The 22,630-nt window shown below is 37.9% G+C and carries 22 protein-coding genes; 13 read left to right on the forward strand and 9 right to left on the reverse strand.

Going from position 1 to position 22,630, the window contains the following annotated elements; genetic code table 11:
* Nucleotides 1-259: 259 nt before the first annotated feature.
* Nucleotides 260-745, reverse strand: coding sequence for a hypothetical protein (locus BM179_RS16230; protein ID WP_092018214.1), 486 nt, complete (start codon nt 743-745; stop codon nt 260-262).
* An 11-nt stretch (nt 746-756) separates the two neighbouring features.
* On the reverse strand, nt 757-1,326 hold the full coding sequence (locus tag BM179_RS16235) for an RNA polymerase sigma factor (RefSeq protein WP_177219427.1): 570 nt from the start codon (nt 1,324-1,326) through the stop codon (nt 757-759).
* Nucleotides 1,327-1,576: 250 nt separating this feature from the next.
* On the opposite strand from BM179_RS16235, the gene BM179_RS16240 reads away from it, so the two are divergent.
* From BM179_RS16240 to hemJ, 6 genes are all read left to right on the forward strand, one after another.
* Nucleotides 1,577-1,945 carry a DUF6249 domain-containing protein gene (locus BM179_RS16240; RefSeq protein ID WP_092018216.1) on the forward strand — a complete coding sequence of 123 codons (369 nt, stop codon included), beginning with the start codon at nt 1,577-1,579 and terminating at the stop codon, nt 1,943-1,945.
* Nucleotides 1,946-2,119: 174 nt separating this feature from the next.
* The gene (locus tag BM179_RS16245) at nt 2,120-2,725 is read left to right on the forward strand and encodes a porin family protein (protein ID WP_092018217.1); all 606 of its coding nucleotides are present in this window, start codon (nt 2,120-2,122) and stop codon (nt 2,723-2,725) included.
* Nucleotides 2,726-2,905: 180 nt separating this feature from the next.
* The gene (locus tag BM179_RS16250; protein ID WP_092018383.1) at nt 2,906-3,361 is read left to right on the forward strand and encodes a MaoC family dehydratase; all 456 of its coding nucleotides are present in this window, start codon (nt 2,906-2,908) and stop codon (nt 3,359-3,361) included.
* Between the two features lie 153 nt (nt 3,362-3,514).
* Nucleotides 3,515-4,120 carry a DNA-3-methyladenine glycosylase I gene (locus BM179_RS16255; RefSeq protein WP_218159239.1) on the forward strand — a complete coding sequence of 202 codons (606 nt, stop codon included), beginning with the start codon at nt 3,515-3,517 and terminating at the stop codon, nt 4,118-4,120.
* An 85-nt stretch (nt 4,121-4,205) separates the two neighbouring features.
* Nucleotides 4,206-5,006, forward strand: coding sequence for a polyprenol monophosphomannose synthase (locus tag BM179_RS16260; RefSeq protein ID WP_092018218.1), 801 nt, complete (start codon nt 4,206-4,208; stop codon nt 5,004-5,006).
* Nucleotides 5,007-5,046: 40 nt separating this feature from the next.
* On the forward strand, nt 5,047-5,589 hold the full coding sequence (hemJ, locus tag BM179_RS16265) for a protoporphyrinogen oxidase HemJ (protein ID WP_092018219.1): 543 nt from the start codon (nt 5,047-5,049) through the stop codon (nt 5,587-5,589).
* Between the two features lie 54 nt (nt 5,590-5,643).
* Here hemJ and smpB read toward each other — a convergent pair whose 3' ends face one another.
* The 4 genes from smpB to BM179_RS16285 form a co-directional block, all read right to left on the reverse strand.
* Nucleotides 5,644-6,105, reverse strand: coding sequence for an SsrA-binding protein SmpB (smpB, locus tag BM179_RS16270; RefSeq protein ID WP_092018220.1), 462 nt, complete (start codon nt 6,103-6,105; stop codon nt 5,644-5,646).
* 162 nt (nt 6,106-6,267) lie between these two features.
* Nucleotides 6,268-6,864, reverse strand: a complete 597-nt coding sequence (locus tag BM179_RS16275) for an OmpH/Skp family outer membrane protein (protein WP_143095250.1) — start codon at nt 6,862-6,864, stop codon at nt 6,268-6,270.
* 110 nt (nt 6,865-6,974) lie between these two features.
* Nucleotides 6,975-7,385: a hypothetical protein gene (locus tag BM179_RS16280; RefSeq protein WP_092018222.1), complete on the reverse strand. Its 411-nt coding sequence runs from the start codon at nt 7,383-7,385 to the stop codon at nt 6,975-6,977.
* 74 nt (nt 7,386-7,459) lie between these two features.
* Nucleotides 7,460-9,904, reverse strand: a complete 2,445-nt coding sequence (locus BM179_RS16285) for a penicillin acylase family protein (protein WP_092018223.1) — start codon at nt 9,902-9,904, stop codon at nt 7,460-7,462.
* A gap of 411 nt (nt 9,905-10,315) precedes the next feature.
* On the opposite strand from BM179_RS16285, the gene BM179_RS16295 reads away from it, so the two are divergent.
* Together BM179_RS16295 and BM179_RS16300 are read left to right on the forward strand one after the other, a co-directional pair.
* Entirely contained in the window at nt 10,316-11,269 is a 954-nt protein-coding gene (locus tag BM179_RS16295; protein ID WP_092018225.1) for a glycosylasparaginase, read from the forward strand.
* Between the two features lie 181 nt (nt 11,270-11,450).
* Nucleotides 11,451-13,274, forward strand: a complete 1,824-nt coding sequence (locus BM179_RS16300; RefSeq protein ID WP_092018226.1) for a glycosyltransferase — start codon at nt 11,451-11,453, stop codon at nt 13,272-13,274.
* Between the two features lie 71 nt (nt 13,275-13,345).
* On the opposite strand, the gene BM179_RS16305 is transcribed toward BM179_RS16300, so the two are convergent.
* Nucleotides 13,346-14,008: a DNA alkylation repair protein gene (locus BM179_RS16305; RefSeq protein WP_092018227.1), complete on the reverse strand. Its 663-nt coding sequence runs from the start codon at nt 14,006-14,008 to the stop codon at nt 13,346-13,348.
* Between the two features lie 154 nt (nt 14,009-14,162).
* On the opposite strand from BM179_RS16305, the gene BM179_RS16310 reads away from it, so the two are divergent.
* Complete coding sequence (locus BM179_RS16310; RefSeq protein WP_092018228.1) at nt 14,163-16,331, forward strand: 3-hydroxyacyl-CoA dehydrogenase NAD-binding domain-containing protein; 2,169 nt, start codon at nt 14,163-14,165, stop codon at nt 16,329-16,331.
* A 53-nt stretch (nt 16,332-16,384) separates the two neighbouring features.
* Here the strand turns inward: BM179_RS16310 and BM179_RS16315 are convergent, their stop codons facing one another.
* Nucleotides 16,385-17,158: a copper homeostasis protein CutC gene (locus BM179_RS16315; protein ID WP_092018229.1), complete on the reverse strand. Its 774-nt coding sequence runs from the start codon at nt 17,156-17,158 to the stop codon at nt 16,385-16,387.
* Between the two features lie 353 nt (nt 17,159-17,511).
* Here BM179_RS16315 and BM179_RS16320 point away from each other — a divergent pair, with 353 nt between their 5' ends.
* Entirely contained in the window at nt 17,512-17,733 is a 222-nt protein-coding gene (locus BM179_RS16320; RefSeq protein ID WP_092018230.1) for a DUF2795 domain-containing protein, read from the forward strand.
* An 82-nt stretch (nt 17,734-17,815) separates the two neighbouring features.
* On the opposite strand, the gene BM179_RS16325 is transcribed toward BM179_RS16320, so the two are convergent.
* Nucleotides 17,816-19,399 (reverse strand): glycerol-3-phosphate dehydrogenase/oxidase, encoded by a 1,584-nt coding sequence (locus tag BM179_RS16325; RefSeq protein WP_092018231.1) that lies wholly within the window; start codon nt 19,397-19,399, stop codon nt 17,816-17,818.
* Nucleotides 19,400-19,825: 426 nt separating this feature from the next.
* Between BM179_RS16325 and BM179_RS16330 the strand changes: the two genes are divergently transcribed.
* The 3 genes from BM179_RS16330 (at nt 19,826) to BM179_RS16340 (ending at nt 22,594) form a co-directional block, all read left to right on the forward strand.
* Nucleotides 19,826-20,509 (forward strand): tetratricopeptide repeat protein, encoded by a 684-nt coding sequence (locus tag BM179_RS16330; protein ID WP_092018232.1) that lies wholly within the window; start codon nt 19,826-19,828, stop codon nt 20,507-20,509.
* 108 nt (nt 20,510-20,617) lie between these two features.
* On the forward strand, nt 20,618-21,097 hold the full coding sequence (ribH, locus tag BM179_RS16335; RefSeq protein ID WP_092018233.1) for a 6,7-dimethyl-8-ribityllumazine synthase: 480 nt from the start codon (nt 20,618-20,620) through the stop codon (nt 21,095-21,097).
* Nucleotides 21,098-21,235: 138 nt separating this feature from the next.
* Entirely contained in the window at nt 21,236-22,594 is a 1,359-nt protein-coding gene (locus BM179_RS16340; protein ID WP_092018385.1) for an aspartate kinase, read from the forward strand.
* The last annotated feature ends 36 nt before the right edge of the window (nt 22,595-22,630 follow it).

The following is a 22,630-nucleotide window of genomic DNA, read 5'->3' on the forward strand; positions in this document are numbered from 1 at the left end:
TTCTGTTTAAAAATTAAAATACCAAAATCTACGATTCACTTTATTGAGTTTTTCATGATAAAATGAGAGATTTTTTGATTTATGGTAAGAAAATAGGGGGATGCTGGCAATTGAAGAATAAAAGGGATTACTGCACAATCGTTTGTGCAGTAATCTTAGGTGGGCTCCCTCCTAGTGTTAAGTGAGTCAGATTGTCCCTTATCAGGCTAATCCAATTATATGCCTGATATCTATAACTCCGCAAGTTTTGGCGTTGATCCTAATGTTTTACAACAAAACGATGTTGAAAATATGGTTTAAGAATCCTTTTGTCAAGATAAGATAACAGAAGCAAGCTGTTGCTGATTAAAAGGACGTTCAGTAAAGCCTTACTTTCGAAAATAGAGAAAGCGGAAGAAAGATTGGGCATCATGACCAATTTACCGGTTTCCTTTACACTCACCAGACTAAATGCAAGAACAATAAAAATAGCCATTCCTCCCAGGAAGTAAAAAGGCAGATAGTTAGGCTTTTTTACCGGAACGGGAGCATTAACCGCTTCCCATTTATCTATTAGGTTATCAGTAAAGTTGAAAGCCGGTTTTTCTAAAGGAGTTTCAAGCAGTAATTCATGCGTTTGAAGCAGCTCTTTAAAAAGTATTTTATAGTCTTCATCCTGAGCAAGAAGTTGTTCATGACGAAGTCTTACTTCCTCAGAAGCGACACCGTCAAGAATATCAAAAATATCTTCGTCTTTCATTTCCATATAATTGAATTTTACCAGAGACTTGTAACTTCCTGTCCCAATGTTTTTCTGAGTTCTTCAGCCAGCCTTTTTCTCGCACGGCAAAGTTTTACCTTGACCGTTTCGGCAGAAATATAAGTGATTTCGGCAATTTCTTCCAGAGATTGTTCTTTCAGATAAAATAACGTAATCATGGTAACATCATCGGGAGAAAGTTTTTCCAGAGCTTTTGCTATGTATTTTTTCTGTTCCTTAATTTTTATTTCATCTGAGGTATCAGCAGGAGAAGATTGCGCTTTCGTTGAAATGTCGATATCTTCAGTTTGTAGCTTATTTTTTCGTTTAAATCCTACCGCTGCATTGAAAATAATCCGGTAGAACCATGTCGTGAATTTTGCTTCTCTGTTAAAATTTTTCAACGCAGCAAATGCCTGAATAAAAGCATCCTGTGCTACCTCCTCAGCATCTTCTCTGCTGCCTAAAATTTTAAAAGCTATCGTAAAAGCATAATCCTTATGCCGGTTGGCAAGCTCACGATAGCCGGATTGATCCCCGGAGAGGATTCTCTCAATAAGTAATATGTCCTTTTGGTTATCGCTCACAATAAATCTTAAATGCTTTTTTAAGATAAGATGTTTCTGTCCGGGAAAAGGTTACAGGAAGTTACAAAAAAATTATAAGCTTACTAAAAGAAAAGGAACTCAAGAGAAAGAAATTAGTTTGTCATCAGGACTCAGGAAATAAATGTTAAAAGAAATTTAAGGAATAGCTGTAACCTTTACTGAGGTAGTAACATCATATGTGCAGAACTGAATAATTAAAACAATATTTTAACCGTAAACAATTAAGGAAATGATTAGTACAGAACAATTAGCCTTATTAATTCCGATAACTTCAGTAGTTGGCTTCTTCACAATGATAATCTTTATAAGAAAGTATCAGAATGATGAAAGTATGGCAATGATTTCAAAAGGAATAGCCCCCTCAAAAAACTCCCGTACTGTAAGTCCGGCTATGTCTTTAAGATTAGGTTTACTGGCCATAGGAGCCGGTTTAGGTCTACTGATTGGAGGAGTTTTAGCCAATTTTACCGGAATGGATGAAGAAACCGCCTATTTTTCCATGATCCTTATTTTCGGAGGAGCTGGTTTGTTGCTATCTTATATAATTCAGTTAAAAATGGATGAAAAAGATTCTAATAAAAAGGGTCAGGATATCTGACCCTTTTTGCTTTGCAAATAGATGATTTCTTAAAATATTTAAGGCTTATTTAACCAGTTGACCTCTCTTTTTAGCCCTTAACATTTTATTAACAAGCATTAACATTTCATTAAGAGACTTTCGGAGGCTTATGCCGTTAGAAGTGTGTAATTAATTAAAACACTATTCCACGTCATGAAAAAACTACTTGCCTCAATTGTTCTTTTGGTTGCTGCTTTTACTGTTAATGCACAATCAGTTTCTTTTAAAGCCGGCTACACACATTCAGATGTTCTGGTTTCTCCGGAGCCCGTAAATATTTTTACACCAAAGGAAACTTTTCATGTCGGAATTGTGATTAATGATATACAGCTCTCTGACAAAATTGGTCTGCAGTCGGAACTTTTGTATTCCATGCAGGGGTTCAAAGTAGCAGGACTTGGAAACGTCGGATTGCAGTATTTATCAGTGCCATTGTTGCTGACATTTCCCGTTGCTGACGGATTAAAATTGTTAGCCGGGCCACAGGTTAGTTATCTGATTAATTCAAAAATTGGTGTTGATGATCTGTTTGCTGTAAGCTATAAAGGGTTGTTTCATGATTTTGATGCCAGTGCAGTTGCCGGGTTGGAATATAAAGTAACAGATAAGGTTTCAATAGGCGGGCGTTATTCTTTAGGACTTTCCAATGTAAATAAAGATTTCGTAATTGGAAACAACCAGAATTTCTCAGATTATTTCCAGATGAAAAATACCGCTTTACAGGTTTATGTATCGTTTGGTTTCGGCTCTTCGAGATAGGTTTTTTTCTGTCAATATTTGCTAAATATATATCTTAGCCTCCACCTACGGGTCCGGAGGCTTATTTTTTATTTTAGCCCGTTTATGTAATTAATCTGAGAAAAAATTGACTTGAATTTGATTCGGAACTACCTTGCCGATGCTTTTATCGCTTTGATAATCAGGTCTGAATTATTTAAAATGAAAATATTTAATAAGCTTTCCGAATTAAAATCAAGTCTGGGAACGGAATTGGGTGTAACAGACTATCTCATTGTTTCTCAGGAAATGATTGATTCTTTTGCCAGAGCCACCTACGATTTGCAATGGATTCATACAGATCCGGAAAAGGCTGCGGCATTTTCTCCTTTTAAAACAACGGTTGCTCATGGTTTTCTGACTTTATCACTGGCTCCGAAATTTATGTCTGAGCTAATGACAGTAAAATCGGTAAAAATGGGTTTAAATTACGGAACCAATAAAGTTCGTTTTACTTCGGCTGTTCCTTCAGGGAGCAAAGTAAGAATGAGAGGCGTTCTTCGGGATCTGGAAGAGGTGGAAAATGGTATGAAAATTACGTTGGATTGTACCTTCGAGATTGAGGGGAAAGAAAAGCCGGCCTGTGTGGCAGAATTTATCTCGGTATTGTATGAGTAGAAAAGGCCATTCAAGCATTTATTAAATAGGATATTTATCTCTTAAAAATTGTTAATTACTTCATGATTCATGCGAAAAGACGTATTTTTGCAGTTAATTAATAAAGTATTTCTTGCCAGCATTTCTATCAGATTTTTATAAAACACTTCATTTATGCCTGCACCCGATCAAATAAATTCAGCCTCACAAGCCAGACCTGAGATTATTCGTTGCGGATGGGCTTCTGCAGAAGATGAGTTATATACAGATTATCACGATAACGAATGGGGTATTCCTGTACATGATGATGATTTGTTATTTGAATTTCTGGTTCTGGAAGGTTTTCAGGCCGGGCTGAGCTGGATTACTATTCTGAGAAAAAGAGAGCATTTCAGAAAAGTATTTGACAACTTTGATCCCCGTAAAGTCGTTAATTATTCGAATGAGAAAATTGAAGAATTGCTTCAGGATCAGGGAATTATAAGAAATAAGCTGAAGGTGAACGGAGCTGTTCAGAATGCGAAGGCATTTTTGAAAATCCAGGAGGATTTTGGCAGTTTTGATAAGTATATCTGGGGATTTGTAGGAGGGCAGCCTGTTGTGAATCAATGGAAATCATTGAAAGAAGTGCCGCCAAAGACTGAAATTTCTGATAAAATGAGTAAAGATCTCAAAAAAAGAGGCTTTACTTTTATCGGATCTACCATTTGTTATGCTTTTATGCAGGCAACAGGTATGGTGAATGATCACATTGTGGATTGCATTTGCCGGAAACAGTAAACAGAATTGAAAAGAAGAGCCTTTTCAAGGTTAAACTGAAAATAGTGTTTTCTATCTCAGGGAAAACTAATTAATATAAATTTTAATGAAAGACCGTATCGTAATCATTCCAACTTACAATGAAATTGAAAACATTGAGGCTATAATCCGAAAAGTGATGAGCCTCAAACCCGTTTTTGATTTGCTCATCGTGGACGATGGCTCACCGGATGGTACGGGTCTGAAAGTAAAGGAATTGCAGCTTGAATTTCCTGAAAGACTATTCCTTCAGGAACGTAAAGGAAAACTGGGACTGGGAACAGCTTATATTCATGGTTTTAAATATGCTCTCAAAAACGGGTATGAGTATATTTTTGAAATGGATGCAGATTTCTCCCATAATCCTGATGATTTGGTCAAACTCTATAATGCCTGTGCTAAAGACGGTGCTGATATGGCAGTTGGTTCTAGGTATATAAAGGGAGTAAATGTAGTAAACTGGCCGATGGGCAGGGTTTTGATGTCTTATTTTGCCGGATATTATGTCCGTTTTGTAACCGGAATGAAAATTATGGATGCGACGGCCGGATTTAAATGCTATACCAGAAGAGTATTGGAAACTATTTCTCTGGATTCTATCAAATTTGTTGGTTATGCATTTCAGGTAGAAATGAAATTTACTGCCTGGAAATTCGGTTTTAAAATAGAAGAAGTACCCATCATTTTTACAGATCGTACAAAGGGCGAATCAAAGATGTCCATAAATATTTTTCAGGAAGCTGTAATTGGTGTGATTCAGTTGAAAGTGAATAGTTTTTTCAGAAATTATATTCCACCCGCTCCAAAAGTACAGAAAAATCCTGAGGCTGAATTAGAAGAAGAATCATTTAAGGCCGTAAATGTGTAATTTGTCGGTTAAACTATATTTTATCGATTTCTGTAGTACAATGACTTACGAACATATTAAAGCCATACATATCATTTTTGTAGTCAGTTGGTTTGCCGGGCTTTTTTACCTTCCACGTTTGTTTGTATATCATACTGAAGCAAATTCAAAACCTGAGCCGGAAAAGAAAGTTATTCAGGAGCAATTCCAAAAAATGGAAAAGATCCTGTTTAATGCAATTATGGTACCTGCTATGTGGCTCACATTGATTTCCGGAAGCACTCTGGTTTATCTTACCTGGTGGGATAGTTTTGCACAACATAGCTGGTTGCACCTGAAACTGAGTTTTGTAGTTTGCCTGGTTATATATCACTTCTTTTGCCGGAAATTAATTGCCGAACTGAGAGAAGATAAATTCAGATTCTCCGGATTTCAGCTAAGGCTTTTCAATGAAGTGGCTACGATTCTTTTATTTGCCATTGTCTTTCTGGTAGTGTTAAAGAACACATTGGATTGGATATGGGGAGTAGCCGGGCTGCTGGCTTTTGCGATAATTATAATGACTGCGGTAAAAGTTGTTAAATCTTTCCGTGAGAAAAAATAAAAGGAAATGGCCTGATATTGAATCAGGCCATTTCCTTTTAATGGGTCAAATGATTTACTCTCTGTTTCTATCCATCTCTCTTTTGATATCTTTCTCTTTGATATCTTCACGTTTATCGTAAAGCTTTTTACCTTTTGCCAGGGCAATATCCAGTTTGGCAAAACCTCTGTCTGAAATGGTAAGACGGGTTGGAATAATAGTCAGACCTACATCTTTCAGTTTATTGACCAGCTTTTTGATTTCTCTTTTTTGAAGCAATAATTTTCTGTCCCGAAGCGGTTCGTGGTTATAATGAGTACCCTCGTTGTAAGGCGAAATATGCATTTGTCTTACATAAAGTCCGTCATTCATCATAATACAATATGCGTCGGTAAGATTTACTTTTCCCTGCCTGATTGACTTGATTTCAGTTCCGGTGAGCACCATTCCGGCCTTGAATGTTTCCAGAAAAGAATATTCAAAGGAGGCTCTGCGGTTTCTGACGTCAATATGTTTTTCAATTTTTTCTTTTGCCATTTTTATATAAAATTGGTAAACAGGCTCTGAACAATGATAAAAGTATCGAAAACAAAAGCCATACAGCATAACTGTATGGCTTGGGAAATAACAAAAACAGTTCAAATTGAAATAAGTACTAAAAAGGATACTCAATTTGTTGCTTATATTTTCTGGCAAATACTATTTTTTAGTTTTGCTTTCTGCATACTCTTTGTTCAAGCCTTCAACAATTTGCTTGGTTACATCAACTGATTCGTCAGCATAAAGAATACCACCACCAACTTTGGTATAACCCAATACAAATTCGTATTTGTTTTCCGAATTGTGTTTTTTGATGTATTCACGAATGTTGTTATATAACTCCTCGTTTTTCTTTGCCTGTTCCTGAGCCAACTGCTGTTGTTTCTGCTGGCTGTATTGCTGGAATTCAGCACCTTTCTTTTTAAGCATCATGTCTGCCGCCTGTAATTCAGCCTGAGACATTGCCTGAGCTCTTTGTTGAATAGCACCTAATTCACTTTGTAAAGCTCTTTCTCTTTGTCCTAAATCTACCTGAAGACGATAACCTTTGTTTTCAAACTCTTTTTGTGCGTCTTTATAAAACTGGTAGTTAGTGAGAAGTGAATCTGTATTTACAAAAACGATTTTTTTCCCTTCAACGCTTGCTGGCGATGATGCAGAAGTTGAAGCTGTTTCTTTTTTCTCAGATTTATCACAAGAGAAACAACCCATTGCCAACGCTACTGCCACACCGCAAATTAATGATAATTTTTTCACGAAATAATTCAGATTTTAGGGTGAATGAATTTACAAATATAGTATTTAGTATATGTAACTAACAAAATGTACGCTTAAGTTTTTGATTTTCTGAGAATAGCGCCTGAAAATCACTTGAAATGTTTTCTCAGTAAATATCCGCTCAGGCTTCCCCATGCTGCTACCAAACCTCCGATAAACGCTGAAAGAATGATTAATACTGTGGTTCTTCCATTAACAGGCAGGATGTTAGCTATTTTTTGAGAAAGAATGCCATTAGTGCTGAGGTGGTAATACAGTGCAAAAATCAGCCAGAGCAAAAAGGCGCTTACCAATCCTTTCATAAAGGCTTCGCCCCCTGATTTTGCCAGAAAAAATGAAGAGATGCCACTGCAAAGAGCAATCGTCCACCAGGGAAGGAAAAACTGCGTTATCAGTGCTGATATGAAAATGGCCCATGTTAAAGAACTGAGAAATAAGTCAGATAATTTATGTTGACTTTCCTGTTGCACAGGAGCAGGGGTATGTGTACGCTGATTCATATTTTTAGCCAATGAGTTTTAAGAATAAAGAATACCGGATTATGAAAGCATTTAGCCAAATCTTTCAATCGGGGTTATTTTACCAGTTTCAAGCTTTTTTTAATTCGTGGAGAAGTTTCTTCTTTTGATCTCAGATAGAGTAATTCATTGAGTTCTCCTTTTCGCCAGGTTTCAACCATATTATCATAGAGAGGACTACCCGGATTTCCTGATTGCCCGCCCGGATAAACGCCATAAGCTTTAAGTGCTTTATCTTTACCCAGTTGTACAACCATTCTCCAGGAAGGACCTGTACGCTCGGTTGTGGCATTTACAATACCGGAACCACCACCAATCTTTACGTCCATTTTACTTAAAGCGTTCATGCCCGGAATGAGGTGTCTTATATCGGTAGATTTGTGATCAGACCAATTCCATTTTTCACTCATTTTTCCATGCTTTTTAACCAGAGAATCTAATGTCGCGGTAAGTGAATTACCCGCAAGATCTTCAAGGGTTTCAACCTTGTTTTTGGTAAGCACATCATCAAACCATTTTGATTTAGGATCTTTTTGCATCAAGGTTAAAGTCCGGTCAAAAGATGGATATTTTAAGACAATATTCTCATCAGAACCAAAATCATCATGCCAGATGGCCTCACGAAGATAATCAGCCCAGGTTTCAAAAATGGTCGGTGCGATTTCATCAGGGGCATTGACTTTATTCCAGCTTTTTAATTTGGTTAATGCTTCTGCCTGCGCTTTTGTAGGGGTCTTAACCAATTCCAGCATTAAAGGAAGCATATCTCTGGCTTTCAGGTTATAATTATCATTTTGAAGCATTCTTAAACTATCGACTGTTGCTTTGGTCATGGAAGTCAGCCGCTCATTAATTCGTCTGCCGCGTTCTGATGGCGCAAATTCCCAGTTGATATAATATGGGTAACTTGGATCAACAGATGATTGGTTGGCTGAACTTACGAAACCCCTCGGAGGATTCTTAACATGCGGATTCTGTAACGCGGGAATGAAACTTTTCCAGTCGGCAGAATTATCTGTTCCGTCCAGAATATATTTTCCCTGTTCCTTCGCTTTAAGCGGAAATTTACCATTTACCCACAGCGCAATATCGCCCTGATTGCTGGCGAACACGAAATTCTGGGCAGGAGCAGAATAATAACCAAGGGCTTTTACATAGTCATCGTAGTTTTTGGCCCGGTTAAGGAGGTAGAATGCGGCAAGTTCCTGAGATTTTTCATGAGCAATCCAACGTAAAGCGTGTCCTACAGGAATATTCTTTTTAAAAGGTTTTTGTCCCTCAAGATACACCACAGGACCATGATGCGTATAGAGAACTGTGTCAATTACATCAGGTTTTCCTTTCACTTTTATCACCTCAATTCTTTTGGAGGTTTTCTTCCATTTTCCATCATGCCAGTATTCATTCATAGATTTATCTCTGAACTTTACCTGATACCAGTCGATAATATCAGCACCTACATTGGTAACTCCCCAGGCTACATCCTGATTAAATCCGATAATGACACTGGGAGAACCTGGCATAGTAGAGCCGTAAACATTGATTCCAGGAGAAACAAGCTGCATTTGGTACCAGATAGATGGCAGACTTAAGGTCAGGTGCGGGTCATTGGCCAGCAATGGTAAACCGGTAGCGGATTTTGAACCGGAAACCGCCCAGTTGTTGGAACCAATCCCTTTGTCTCTCTCAGGTTGCGGATTCATACTACCGATACCTGTAAAATCATGAGGAGCCGGAGGAAGTGGTAATGGCTGGAAGTCTATTTTTGTTCCTTCCGGAATGATCGGACTTTCTTTGGAAGGATAGTTTGGAAACAAGTCCTCGGTAACCTCTTTTCCATATTTTCGGAGAATATTGGTCATTCTTAAATCATCTGTACCTGAAGCGAGTACAAAGGACATATTTTTCAGGAACAAGGCACTTTTAAGAGGAGACCATGCTTCCGGAGCATATCCGAGAAGTTTATATTCTACGGGATATTCTCTTGGAGATAAGGAATTAATGTAAGCATTTACTCCTTCGGAGTAAGCATCCAGAGACAATTTTGCCTGTGGATTTTCATTCATCCCCGAAAGTGATTTTTCTGCTCCGTAAACGGCTCCCATTCTGCGTTGGTAGCGATCAGATTCAAGGGCCTTATCTCCTACAATTTCTGAAATTCTTCCGGCGGCAAAATGGGTCTGAAACTCCATTTGCCAAAGTCTGTCTTTGGCAGTAAGATAACCCTGAGCCAGGTATAAATCATGGTCGTTTTGCGCAAAAACGTGAGGAACGCCGTTTTCATCGTATAAAACTGTTACTTCGCCTTGCAAATTGGGAATTTGTAGTTTATCTTCATTCATGGTCGGAGCGTCCTTATATGAAGCCTCTGCATTAACCCAAAAACCCTCAAATGGACTAAGGAATTTACCAATTGGGGGTACTACTCCCCAGGTACGATTTAAAGCATAACATAGTACGATTGTTACCGATAATGCCAGCAAAGTTTTTAAGAAATTCATCGATTAAATGATTATTAGTTGTTAGGATAACAAGTTAGTTAAAAATTGTTTTTTCTAGAAAAAATTTAATTTTTTTAATATTAAAAGGCATAAAAAATCTTTTTTATTCTTAAAAAAAAGTTACAAAAAAAGATTTTTATGTTTAATTTACATTTTTGGCTCGGTAATCAACTGGCTTAAATAGGATTAAAGGCTTGCTTTTTTGAGGCTTTCGGGGTATTAAAAATTTTAATAATTCTTACAGGATTTGATAAATGAAGATCCGGAATTTCCTTAAAAATGGGCTTTTGAGCCGATTTAGGCATAATTTTTACAAGTATCAGGCATTTTTCCCTGCTCCGGGAAAGGAGAAACAGATTTATAGAAATAGATTTGTAATGAAAATTTAACACTTCACGTAAATAATAAATAATGAAACGTCGTACCTTTTTAAAAACCACTACTATCTCAGCAATTGCCCCAGCTTTAGTAAATGCCGCGCCAAAAAAGAATGCAGAATCTGTTTTTCCGATGATTATTTCAACTTGGAAAAATGAAAAAGCCAATGAAGCTGGTCTTGCCTCTTTTAAGAAGTCGGGAAGAGCATTGGATGCAGTAGAAGCAGCAGCCCGGATTCCGGAAGCAGATCCGAATGATACTTCTGTAGGATACGGAGGGTTTCCGGACAGAGATGGTCATGTTACTTTAGATGCCTGCATCATGGATGAGAAAGGAAATGCAGGATCGGTGACTTTTCTGGAAGGAATTATGCATCCTATTTCAGTGGCCAGAGCAGTAATGGAGAAGACTCCGCACGTAATGCTTTCAGGAGAAGGTGCATTTCAGTTTGCCATAGCTCAAGGTTTCAAAAAAGAGAACTTATTAACAGAAAAAGCAAAAAAAGCATGGGAAGAATGGAAAAAAGAATCGAAGTATGAACCCAAAATTAATATTGAACGCCATGATACAATAGGCATACTGGCGTTGGGAACGAAAGGTGAGATTTCTGGAGCTTGTTCCACCAGTGGTCTGGCTTTTAAAATGCACGGTCGGGTAGGAGATTCACCGGTAATTGGTGCGGCAGTTTTTTGTGATGATGAAGTAGGCGGAGCTTGTGCTACAGGGTTAGGAGAATTTGTTCTTAAAACCTTAGGATCTTTTTTAATTGTAGAATTGATGCGTAATGGGAAAACGCCTCAGCAAGCATGCGAAGAAGCTATTATGAGAATTGTAAAACGCTATAAATACAAGGAATTTCAGATAGGCTACCTTGCTATTAATAAGAAAGGTGAATATGGAGCTTATGCTATTCAAAAAGGATTTAACTACACAATCTCCCAGAACGGATTAACCAAAGTGATTGAATCGGATTCCTACATGAAATAAGGGTTGGCCTGAAAATAAAGAATGAGTCAATTTGTTTTGTGGAGTTTCCGGTACTAAACTCTTAAAATTTATAACATTTTTAACAATGATCCCTTGTCTTACCGGAAGGTATGTCTGTTATTTAATTTTGCTGAAATAACATCATTGCAATGGGACCTATATAACTATTCTATACGACTCGATGGAAATCCAAAACCCAACCAAGAACAATCAAAAGCAGAAAATCCTCATCGAAATTGCCTGGGAAACCTGCAATCAGGTAGGAGGAATTTATACAGTAATTCGTACCAAAGTACCTTCAATGGTTGAGAAATGGGGGAATAATTATTTCCTGATCGGGCCTTATTTCCCTCAGACTGCTTCGGCAGAGTTTGAGCCGATTCATGATCTGGATGATTCGGTTTTAGGCAAAACCATTCAGAAACTGAGATCAATGGGTTTGGGTGTACATTACGGTTACTGGCTCGTTACGGGAAAGCCTCGTATTGTTTTATTTGACTTTTGGTCACTTTATGACAAAGTCAATGAATTGAAGGCTGGTCTTTGGGAACGTCATAAGATCTCAACGCTTAATGTTGAAGAGATTGTAAATCAGACGATTGCTTTTGGGGAAATGATCAGGCTTTTCCTGACTGAATTAGGGAAAGATCAAGGTGGTAAGAATGATTTTGTGGCTCATTTTCATGAATGGATGGCTGCTACAGCTATTCCTGATTTGAAACAGGATGGGGTGAAAATTTCCACTGTTTTCACCACTCATGCCACAATGTTAGGCCGTTATCTGGCTGGAAATGTACCGGATTTCTATGATAAACTGCATACTTTTAACTGGCAGAATGAAGCCAGACACTATGGAATTGAGGCCCAGGTTACCATCGAAAGACTGGCTGCCCAATTGTCGAATGTAATGACAACTGTGAGTGATGTGACTGCCCGGGAATGTGAGTTTTTATTGGGAAAAGTTCCCGATTTGATCTTACCGAACGGATTAAATATCACAAGGTTTTCTGCTATGCACGAGCATCAGAACCTGCATTCGAGATACAAGGAACAGATTAATGAGTTTGTAATGGGACATTTTTTCCAGAGCCAGCCTTTTAACCTGGATAAAACACTGTATTTCTTCACTTCCGGCAGATATGAGTTTTCAAATAAGGGTTATGACCTGACGCTTGAGGCTCTTTCAAGGTTGAATGCCAAAATGAAAGATGCAAAGATTGATAAAACGGTGGTAATGTTTTTTATTACCAAGCAACCTTATCATTCTATCGATCCGGCTGTATTGCATTCAAGAGCGGTAATGGATGAGATTCGTCAGACTTGTAAATCCATAGAAGAGCAGGTGGGAGAGAAGTTATTCCATGCTTCCGCTTCTACTACGGATCTTCAGCTGCCCGATCTGAATAATTTTGTAGATGAATACTGGCGCCTGAGATTAAGAAGAACGATCCAGACCTGGAAAACTAACCAGAGACCTAAGGTTGTTACACACTTGTTGAAACAGGATGATGGGATTATGGATTACGTTAAAAAGGCTAATCTGATGAATAATCCTGACGACAGAGTTAAAATTGTTTACCATCCTGATTTTGTGGTTTCAACAAATCCTTTATTCGGGTTGGATTATGGTCAGTTTGTAAGAGGCTGTAATCTGGGTGTTTTCCCAAGTTATTATGAACCATGGGGTTATACTCCGCTTGAATGTATCGCAAGAGGTGTGCCTACTATTACTTCTGACCTTTCGGGTTTTGGAGATTATATGATGCAGATTATGAGAGATTACGAACAATGGGGAGTAAGTGTGGTGAATCGTAAGACTCAGAATTTCCATCAGGCTGCAGAACAATTATCGGATATGCTCCTGAAATTTGTCAAGCAGACTCAGAGAGAAAGGATTACACAGCGTAACCGTGTTGAAAGTATTTCTGATACATTTGACTGGAGCAACCTGAGAGCGTATTACGATACCTCACATGACCTGGCACTTAAAAGAAGAAAGCCTTAAATCAGAATAATGTAAAAAAGGGATTCTCTGAACATCGGAGGATCCCTTTTAAAATGGCAAAGAGTAAATGATTACTTCGGAATATGCTTCAGTGCTTCTCTTCTGCTTAAGGGTTTCAACGGATGATCCACTACAAAATCTCTTACGGCTTCCGGCTCTTTTTTAGCGTATTGTCTTAATGACCAGCCTATTGCCTTCTGAATGAAAAATTCATTAGAACTCATCAGATCAATACAATAGGAAAACAATAACCTGCTATCAGTTTTGGCACCATATTTTAGCTGAAAAATCAGACAGGTTCTTTGCAACCAGATATTCCCTGATTCCATCCATTTTTCTGTAACGGGTAAAATCTCCTCCGGAAATCTTTTGAAATATTCCCCTATTACATTTGAGGCCAGACCATCTACAGTATCCCACCATGATTTGGAAACAATAAGTTCTTCAAAAAGCAGAATATGCTCCCTTTTCCAGAATTTTTTACTTTTTATCAGAAAATCAATGGTAAAATACTGATACTCTCTTTCTGGAAGGACCCAAAGCCCTTTGCTAATCACTTCAAATTGACTTAAATCCCTGAATTCATTCAGCAAGGGTTTACTGAGTGCAGATCTTATGGGGGATCTTATGCCCAGAAACTCAAAAAGATTTCTCATATATTGTTTCATTCCGACAGCTAAAACAGGATCTGAGTTGTCTGAAAAAGACTTTTTTACTTTTTCAATATAGGTCATTTGCTTCAACAATTATTAAAATGATTTTCCGGGAAAAAGGAATGAAGATAAATTATAAAAATTAAATATTATCTGAAAATATTTCTACAATATAGTATGCTTGCATAATAAAATTGGTTAATTTCGAAGCAAACTTTAGCAGATACTTACAAAGATGGTTAATTATCGGATAGAAAATAACGTTGCTGTTTTAAGCTTGAATGTATCGGATCAGCCTATGAATGTGCTGAATGATGAATCAATTGCGGCATTATCTGAAGCGCTCGAAAAAGCATATGCTGATGAGCAGGCGAAGGGCATCATCATTACCTCTGAAAGACCCGAATTTATTGCCGGGGCTGATTTGAAAATGATTCTGAGAAATAACGGTAAGGATCCTGCTGAATTACTGAAACTTTCAACGGTTTTGAATACCATTTTCCGCATAATGGAAACCAATGGAAAACCTGTCGTTGCGGCCATAAACGGAACAGCTTTGGGAGGCGGTTTTGAAGTATGCCTGGCATGTCATCACAGAATTGCTTTAAATACTCCGAAATCGGTAATAGGATTGCCGGAAGTAACCATAGGTTTGCTGCCGGGCGGAGGTGGAACACAGCGCCTTCCGAGAATAATCGGAATGGAAATCGCTGCCCCTCTTTTGCTCGAAGGAAAAAAAGTTGCTCCGAAGGAAGCATTGAATCTGGGAATTGTTGATGAATTGTCAGATTCTCAGGAGGATTTAATGTCGAAAGCTTTTGCCTGGATTGAATCAAATCCGCAGGCGATACAACCCTGGGACGAAATTGATAAAAAAACAGGTAAAATTAAGGCCAGAGAAAACTTCAAAGTTCCGGGAGGAAATGTTCTGACTCCTAAAGGTATGCAGTTAATGATGGGCGGAACGGCAATGACGCTTGCAAAGACCAAAGGAAATTACCCCGCTCCGATTGAGATACTTTCCTGTGTTTATGAGGGACTTTTAGTAAATATCGATAGAGGCCTGTTAATTGAAGCCCGGCATTTTGTAAAAGTGGCCAATTCATCAGTGGCAAAAAACCTCATTCGCATCATGTTTTTTGGTTTGAATGAAGTTAATAAAGGCCTGAGCCGGCCAAAATCTGTTCCGAAAACTGAAGTCAGAAAATTAGGAATTCTTGGTGCGGGATTGATGGGGGCAGGGATCGCTTTTGTGGCTGCAAGTGCAGGAATCGAGGTAATATTGAAAGATGTTACTACTGAAAATGCAGAAAAAGGGAAAAGCTATTCGAAAAAACTGCTTGCTAAGGCTGTAGAGAGAGGAAAAATGGACGCCGGCAAAGCAGAAGCTGTATTAGGTCTGATAAAAACTACGACTGAGGCCTCGGATCTGAAAGATGCAGATCTTATTATTGAGGCTGTTTTTGAAAACCGGGAATTAAAGGCATTGGTTACAAAAGAAGCGGAACCATTCCTTTCTGAATCCGGTGTTTTTGCATCCAATACTTCAACAATTCCTATCACAGAACTGGGGAAAGCATCAAATGACCCTTCCAGATTTATCGGGATTCACTTCTTTTCTCCGGTTGATAAAATGCAGCTGGTGGAAATTATAAAGTCAGCGGAAACCTCAGATTATACGCTTGCTATGGCGATGGATTTTGTCAGAAAGATTCGAAAGACACCTATTGTCGTAAATGATTCCCGGGGATTTTATACTTCAAGGGTTTTCGGAACATATACCTCAGAAGGACTGGAACTATTAAAAGAAGGCGTAAGTCCGGTGTTAATTGAAAATGTGGCAAAAAGTATTGGATTTCCTGTAGGACCTCTGGCTGTTTCTGATGAAGTAGGGATTGATCTTGCTTATAGAATTTCAGGTTTAGCTGTAAAAGAAGGAGTCCTTCCGGAAACGGATACAACTTATCAGATTAGCAGGTTATTTACAGAAAAGGGTCGTTTAGGGAAAAAATCAGGCTCCGGATTTTATGAATATCCTCAGTTGGGTACAGAAACCGAAATGAAAAAACACCTTTGGACCGGATTGGCAGAATTATTCCCTCTGAAGTCTGAACAACCGGAGATTGATGAAATCGGGAAAAGGCTATTATACCGTCAGGTACTGGAAACCGTGAAATGTATGGAAGAAGGAGTTCTGCAATCCAATCTTGATGCAGATTTAGGATCGATTTTCGCCTGGGGATTTCCTGCCTATCTTGGGGGAACCCTGTCATTTATAGATACGGTCGGGATAAAAAACTTTGTTTCAGAATGTGAAAGATTGGCGGGAATTTATGGAGAGCGTTTCAGGGCAACGGCAAAATTAAAAGCAATGGCAGAATCAGGACTTGGCTTTTATGACTGAAATCTGAGAGAAATATGATTTTTAAAGGGGCAGGATGAGTGCCCCTTTAAAAATTAAGAGTTTACAGGTTGAACGATTTCTACGACTTTTCTGATCTTTTCAACATCTGCATAAGCGATTTCATACTCTGGAACTTCTGAGAGACCTCCCATTGCAATTCCTTCTCTCCGATAAGTCATTACAGAATCTCTGGTTGATTTTCCGGTTAAATGCAAGGCATCAACTCCTGTTTCTAATAAATCCTGTGCATTTCTGGAATTGACGCCGCTTCCGGCCATAATCTGGATTCTTCCGTCAGCTTTTTTTACAATTTCTCTTAACAGTTCTTTGCCTTCAGTAACCTTATTCTGCAAGGCTGAAGTCAGGATTCTTGTACAACCGCAATCAATAATAGCCTCAAGTGCTTCAAAAGGATCAGATGACATATCAAAGGCTCTGTGAACAGTTACTTCCATCGGGTGAGCCAGTGAAGCTAATTCTTTAATTTGTCCGGTATTAATTTGTCCGTCAGGATGTAAAATCCCCAGTACTATACCATCACAGCCAATTTGTTTTGCTATTTCAATATCTGCTTTCATGATACCAATCTCCTGGTCAGTATAGCAGAAATCACCTCCGCGCGGGCGTATCATTACATGTACCTGAATATTAACATTTTCTTTGGCAGATTTCATAAGTCCGGCAGAAGGGGTTGTTCCTCCCTCAAAAGGTGAGGCGCAAAGTTCAATTCTGTTGGCACCGGCTTTTTCAGCAGCAATACATGATTCGAGAGAATATGAACATACTTCTATGGCAATATTGTGTTTTGTGGATAAAGTGATAGACATTTTTGGGGGATTTTATGGAAACAATACTTCTTCAAGAAGGAGAAAATAATGTAAAAATACCTTGAAATTCGTTGTAAATGAATTAATTTCTTGTCGATATGACTATTCTTTAAACTTTTTAATAAAAAAAATCTAATCATATACTATTTTCTTACAAAAATTAGTTAATTACGCATGAGATTTTACGCAATAAATGTTTTGTAATTTCAAAAATCTTGTACTTTTGCAATCCTGTCAATTAAGTGGTTATAGGTTCTCAGAGACTGAGATGTATGTGGGCCTATTAAATGTCTAATAATCAGTTAATTGTTTTTATTGAAAAAATAAATTAGTAACCAAATTAGAGAAAAAATATGTATTGGACACTCGAACTAGCGTCTTATTTGGAAGATGCACCTTGGCCTGCAACAAAAGATGAATTAATTGATTTCGCTATTCGTACAGGTTCGCCTTTGGAAGTAGTTGAAAATTTACAAGAATTGGAAGATGATGGTCAACCATATGAAAGTATCGAAGAAATCTGGCCAGATTATCCGACGAAAGATGATTTCTTTTTTAATGAAGATGAATATTAATTATCAGCAAAGAGCATATTGATAACCTCTTTTCAGACTGATTTGATAAATAAAATGCCATCTCAATCAGAGATGGCATTTTCTATTTCTGTTCAGTAAAATGATTTAATGTTTCTGTAATAAACGGCTCTGCTTCTTTCGCAGCTTTTGCATCTCTAAGCCGCAAACCTAATCGCCTGTCCAGAATATCATCTACAGTACAGGCCATTTCGTTCTGAATATTATAAAGCACCTCGGCTTTTATAAAAGGATGTCCTTCCACGATTAATGTTAGTAATTCTTTCCTGTTTTTGGTCAGTTTTAATACTTCTGCTGCATTAGAACCGTATTTTTTCATCAGATGTTTAGCTGATAATTCAGAAATTCCGTACTCATCTGCAAGCCTTTTCCAGTCGTCAAAATTATATCCTTCAGCCCCATGTAATAACTGATGTTCGGTAGTACAGGGAACAGCTTTTTTAGCCAGTACTTCATGAAAAATCTGATCAACCGTATCTTTAGCCATCAGGCGATAGGTTGTCCATTTTCCTCCCATAATGCTTACCAGTTTTGACCGGTTATCAATTTCTACTTCATGATCTCTTACCAGTGATTTTGTTTCCGTTTCCATTGTCGACTGCAAAGCTGCCTGAAGTAAAGGTCTTAATCCGGCAAAACCACTTGAAATCTGGGAGTGATTTACGGGTGTTTCCAGAAAGCGATTTACATATTCCAACAGATAACGGGCTTCATAGTCTTCCAAAACGGGTGTTTCTGAAAGAACATCTTCTTCATCGGTAGTTCCTACCAAAGTATGATCCTGCCAGGGAATAATAAATACAACTCTTCCGTCATCGGTTTTAGGAACCAGAATGGCGGTATCCCCTTTTAAAATATCCGGAGGTAAAACAATATGAGCTCCCCTGCTCACACGCATGCGGGGTTTGAGTTTGGGATTGGCCATTTGTCTGATATGATCGGCAAAAGGCCCGGTGGCATTTACAAAAACTTTGGCATTAATTTTATATTCTTTTGATCCAAGCAAGTCTTTTATTACCAGTGATTTAATTCTCAGACTTTTCTCGCTTTTTACCATACTGATGGCCTGGGTATGGTTAAGAACAACTGCTCCTTTTTCGGCAGCCGTCTGAATAATGGAAAGACAATACCTTGCATCGTCAAGCTGTCCGTCATAATATAAAACAGCAGAGTTCAGGTGTCCTCCTTTTAATTCCGGAATTAATTCCAGCGCTTTCTTTTTCGATAATCTTTTACTTGAACCGACATTATGTGAGCCGGCAATCCAGTCATACATTTTCAGACCGATTGCGTAATAAATGCTTTCAATCCAGCTGAAACACGGCGTAAGCAACGCTAATGGTCTTGATAGATGAGGGGCATTTTTTAACAGAATAGTCCGCTCACGCAAGGCTTTCCTCACCATTCTGAACTGCTCCCAGTCAAGCGTCTTTACCGCCTGTTCAAGATAGCGAACGCCTCCATGAATAAGTTTGGTTGCTTTGGAAGAAGTTTGTGCAGCAAAATCATGCTTTTCAATCAAAATTACTTTCAGTCCTCTCAAAGTGGCATCTAATGCTATACCGGCACCTGTTGCTCCTCCGCCGATGATACATATGTCAAAATCTGATTCGTTTTGTAAACGTCTGAGGTTTTCCTGACGATTCATAAAATTATATTTAACGGTTCCTGGGGCTGTTTTAAGTAAGCTCCTGTGGTAATAGATTAATTGAAAAGATAATAAGGCCGGCAATATACTGATAATCAAATATTACTCTATAACATAATTTGACTTTTTGAATAATAAAAACTACTTAACAGGTATTTAAAAACACGCTAAATACTTAGAATTACTCAATAATTATATTCTTTTTGAGAATGGACTCAAAAGATTACATAAAAACATTTAAAAATTCAAGAGATTTTCTAATTTTGCAATCCGTTTTATTTACAGGCAAAAATCCGGTGTATAAAGTTGCGGTATTTCCCAAAGCAGATTTCACAAGTTATTAATTTGCAAGTTGTCCGGTAGTCTTTATGACTTTGAAAATTTTTGGCAACAAGTGATTCATAACCGATAATTTATAATTCAAACATGGCAAAGAAAGAAGAAAAATCAAGTATTTTAGAAAGTCCGGAAGCTTTACAAAACGAGCTTAATCAGGATATTCATAAAATACAATCAGTTGTTGAAAAGAACAAGAATGTAGTCTATGGTGTTGTTGGTGTTATTTTAGTCGGCGTTTTCGGATACTTCGGGTATAAGCAATATTCTGCTTCACAGGACGAAGAAGGAGAGAAAAAATTATACAATGCAGTTTACAAATTTGAAGCAGATTCAAACAGAATTGCGGCAAAGGAAATGACTAAAATTGCTGGTGAATTTGGAGGAAATGTAGGAAATATTGCCAGTTTTTATGCAGGTGTTGCTAACCTGAAAGAAGGTAAATATGATGCTGCAATTGAAAACCTTAAAAACTTCAGCAGTTCAGATTTATTGGTTCAGGCACGTGCTTATGCGCTGATTGGTGATGCTTATTCTGAAAAGAAAGCGTATGGTGATGCTATTGACTATTACAAAAAGGCTTCAGAATATAAGGCTAATAAGTTCTTCACACCAACTTATTTGTTGAAATTAGGTGCAGCTTATGAGGCAAATAAACAAGGTAAGGAAGCTTTGGCTGTATATAATGAAATTGTAGAGAAATATGCTGAGTCCTCGGAATATATCAACGCTAAGAAGTATAAAGCGTTGCTGGAAGGCTCTGTCTCTGAATAAAATTACAATCCGGAGGATTGAAAGAAAAGGGATAAGAGCGAAAGCCTTATCCCTTTTTCGTATATATTGAATTTTGCAGAATTATTTTAAGCTAAATTAAAATCAGATATGTCGTCGGCAGATAAAAATTTAAGCGTATTCTCTACTAAAGAAATACCGGATGTCAGCAATAAAAACTTTGCTATTGTCGTAGCGGAATGGAATTCAGAGATAACAGAGGCACTTTTTGAAGGAGCATATAAAACCTTGATTGAATACGGAGCAAAAGCAGAAAATATTACAAGAGTTGATGTTCCCGGCAGTTATGAGTTAAGCTTTGGTGCGCAGAAAATGGCTCAGAAAGCTCAGGTAGATGCCATAATTTGCCTCGGATGTGTTATTCAGGGAGAAACAAAGCATAACGACTACATTAATCATGCTGTTGCTCAGGGTTTAACAAATGTTAGTCTTAAGTATGACAAACCCGTTATTTTTGGAGTACTTACGCCAAACGATCAGCAGCAGGCTATCGACAGAGCAGGGGGAATTCATGGAAATAAGGGAGATGAAGCCGCATTCACTGCCATTAAAATGCTGGGTATAAACTGAAAAATATTCAGTGGTTTTCAGTATAAATAGACCCTTCGGGATTTTATAGAAATTTAGGTTTGCCGGCATAAATCTTTGAAACAGAGAAGACCAGACAAACTGTCAATAATTAATCAATTCAATAATTCAAAAACAAAAATGCAAGTCTGGAAATTTGGTGGGACTTCAGTAGGGAAGCCCGATAGAATGCACTCGATCAGAAATCTTATTACTGAGAATGGTACTCGTAAAATTGTTGTATTGTCAGCTCTTTCCGGTACGACCAATGGTCTTTTATCAATCGCTGAATCATTGAAAGCTAATAATGATGTTGAAGGAAATCAGAAGATAGATGATTTGTATGCTCATTATGAGGTATTTATTAAGGATTTATACAAGACAAAGGATGGCTACGAACAAGGGAAGGCGATTATTGATAAGGAATTTTCATTTATCCGTTCACTGGTAAGTATCAAACCTTTTACACTTAAACAGGAAAAAGAAATTGTTGCAGAAGGTGAATTGCTTTCTACTCAAATGTTTGAGGCTTATCTGAAAGAAGAAGGGATAAATTCAGCCTTGCTTCCTGCACTTGACTTTATGTTGATTGATGCAGACAATGAGCCGGTATTAAGTTTTACTGAGGAAAAACTCAGTACAATGCTGGAGCAATTGTCTGACAAACAGATATTTATTACACAAGGATTTATTTGCAGAAACCCTCGCGGAGAAATTGATAACCTCAAACGTGGCGGATCTGATTATACAGCTTCCTTAATTGGTGGTGCAATTGTAGCCGAAGAAGTGCAGATTTGGACTGATATTGACGGGATGCATAATAACGATCCGAGGATTGTTAAAAAAACATTCCCGATCCGGGAACTGACTTTTGAGGAAGCAGCGGAATTAGCTTATTTTGGTGCTAAAATCCTTCATCCAAGTACTATTACGCCAGCGAAGCTGAAAGGAGTTCCTGTTCGTCTGAAAAATACCATGGAGCCGGAAGCTTACGGAACTTTGATTGCTGATAAAACATCTGATCGTGAAATCAAGGCAATTGCTGCGAAAGATAACCTGACAGCAATCTATATTCATTCAACCAGAATGCTGAATGCCTATGGTTTTCTTAGAAGAGTATTTGAAGTATTTGAAAAATACAAAACACCGGTTGATATGATTACCACCTCGGAGGTTTCCGTATCGGTAACTATCGATAATGATGAGCATCTGGATGAAATTATGGCCGAATTGCGCCAATTTGCTGATTTGGAAGAATGTGATAAAGACCAGACAATTGTTTGTATTGTAGGGAATTTTTCAGCAGACAAAGAAGGAATTGCGCTGAAAGTTTTAGATGCCATGAAGAATATTCCGATCAGAATGATCTGTTATGGAGCTTCAGAGCATAATATCAGCCTTTTGATTCATGGAAAAAATAAAGCCGCAGCTTTAAATGCCTTAAATGAGCGTTGTTTCCTGTATGAGGATGCAATGAAAGACATTTTTTCTGCGCAATAATAATCAGAACCTCAGGAGTAAATAAACCGAATACCT

The sequence above is a fragment of the Pseudarcicella hirudinis genome, assembly GCF_900115665.1.
Taxonomy (GTDB): Bacteria; Bacteroidota; Bacteroidia; order Cytophagales; family Spirosomataceae; genus Pseudarcicella; species Pseudarcicella hirudinis.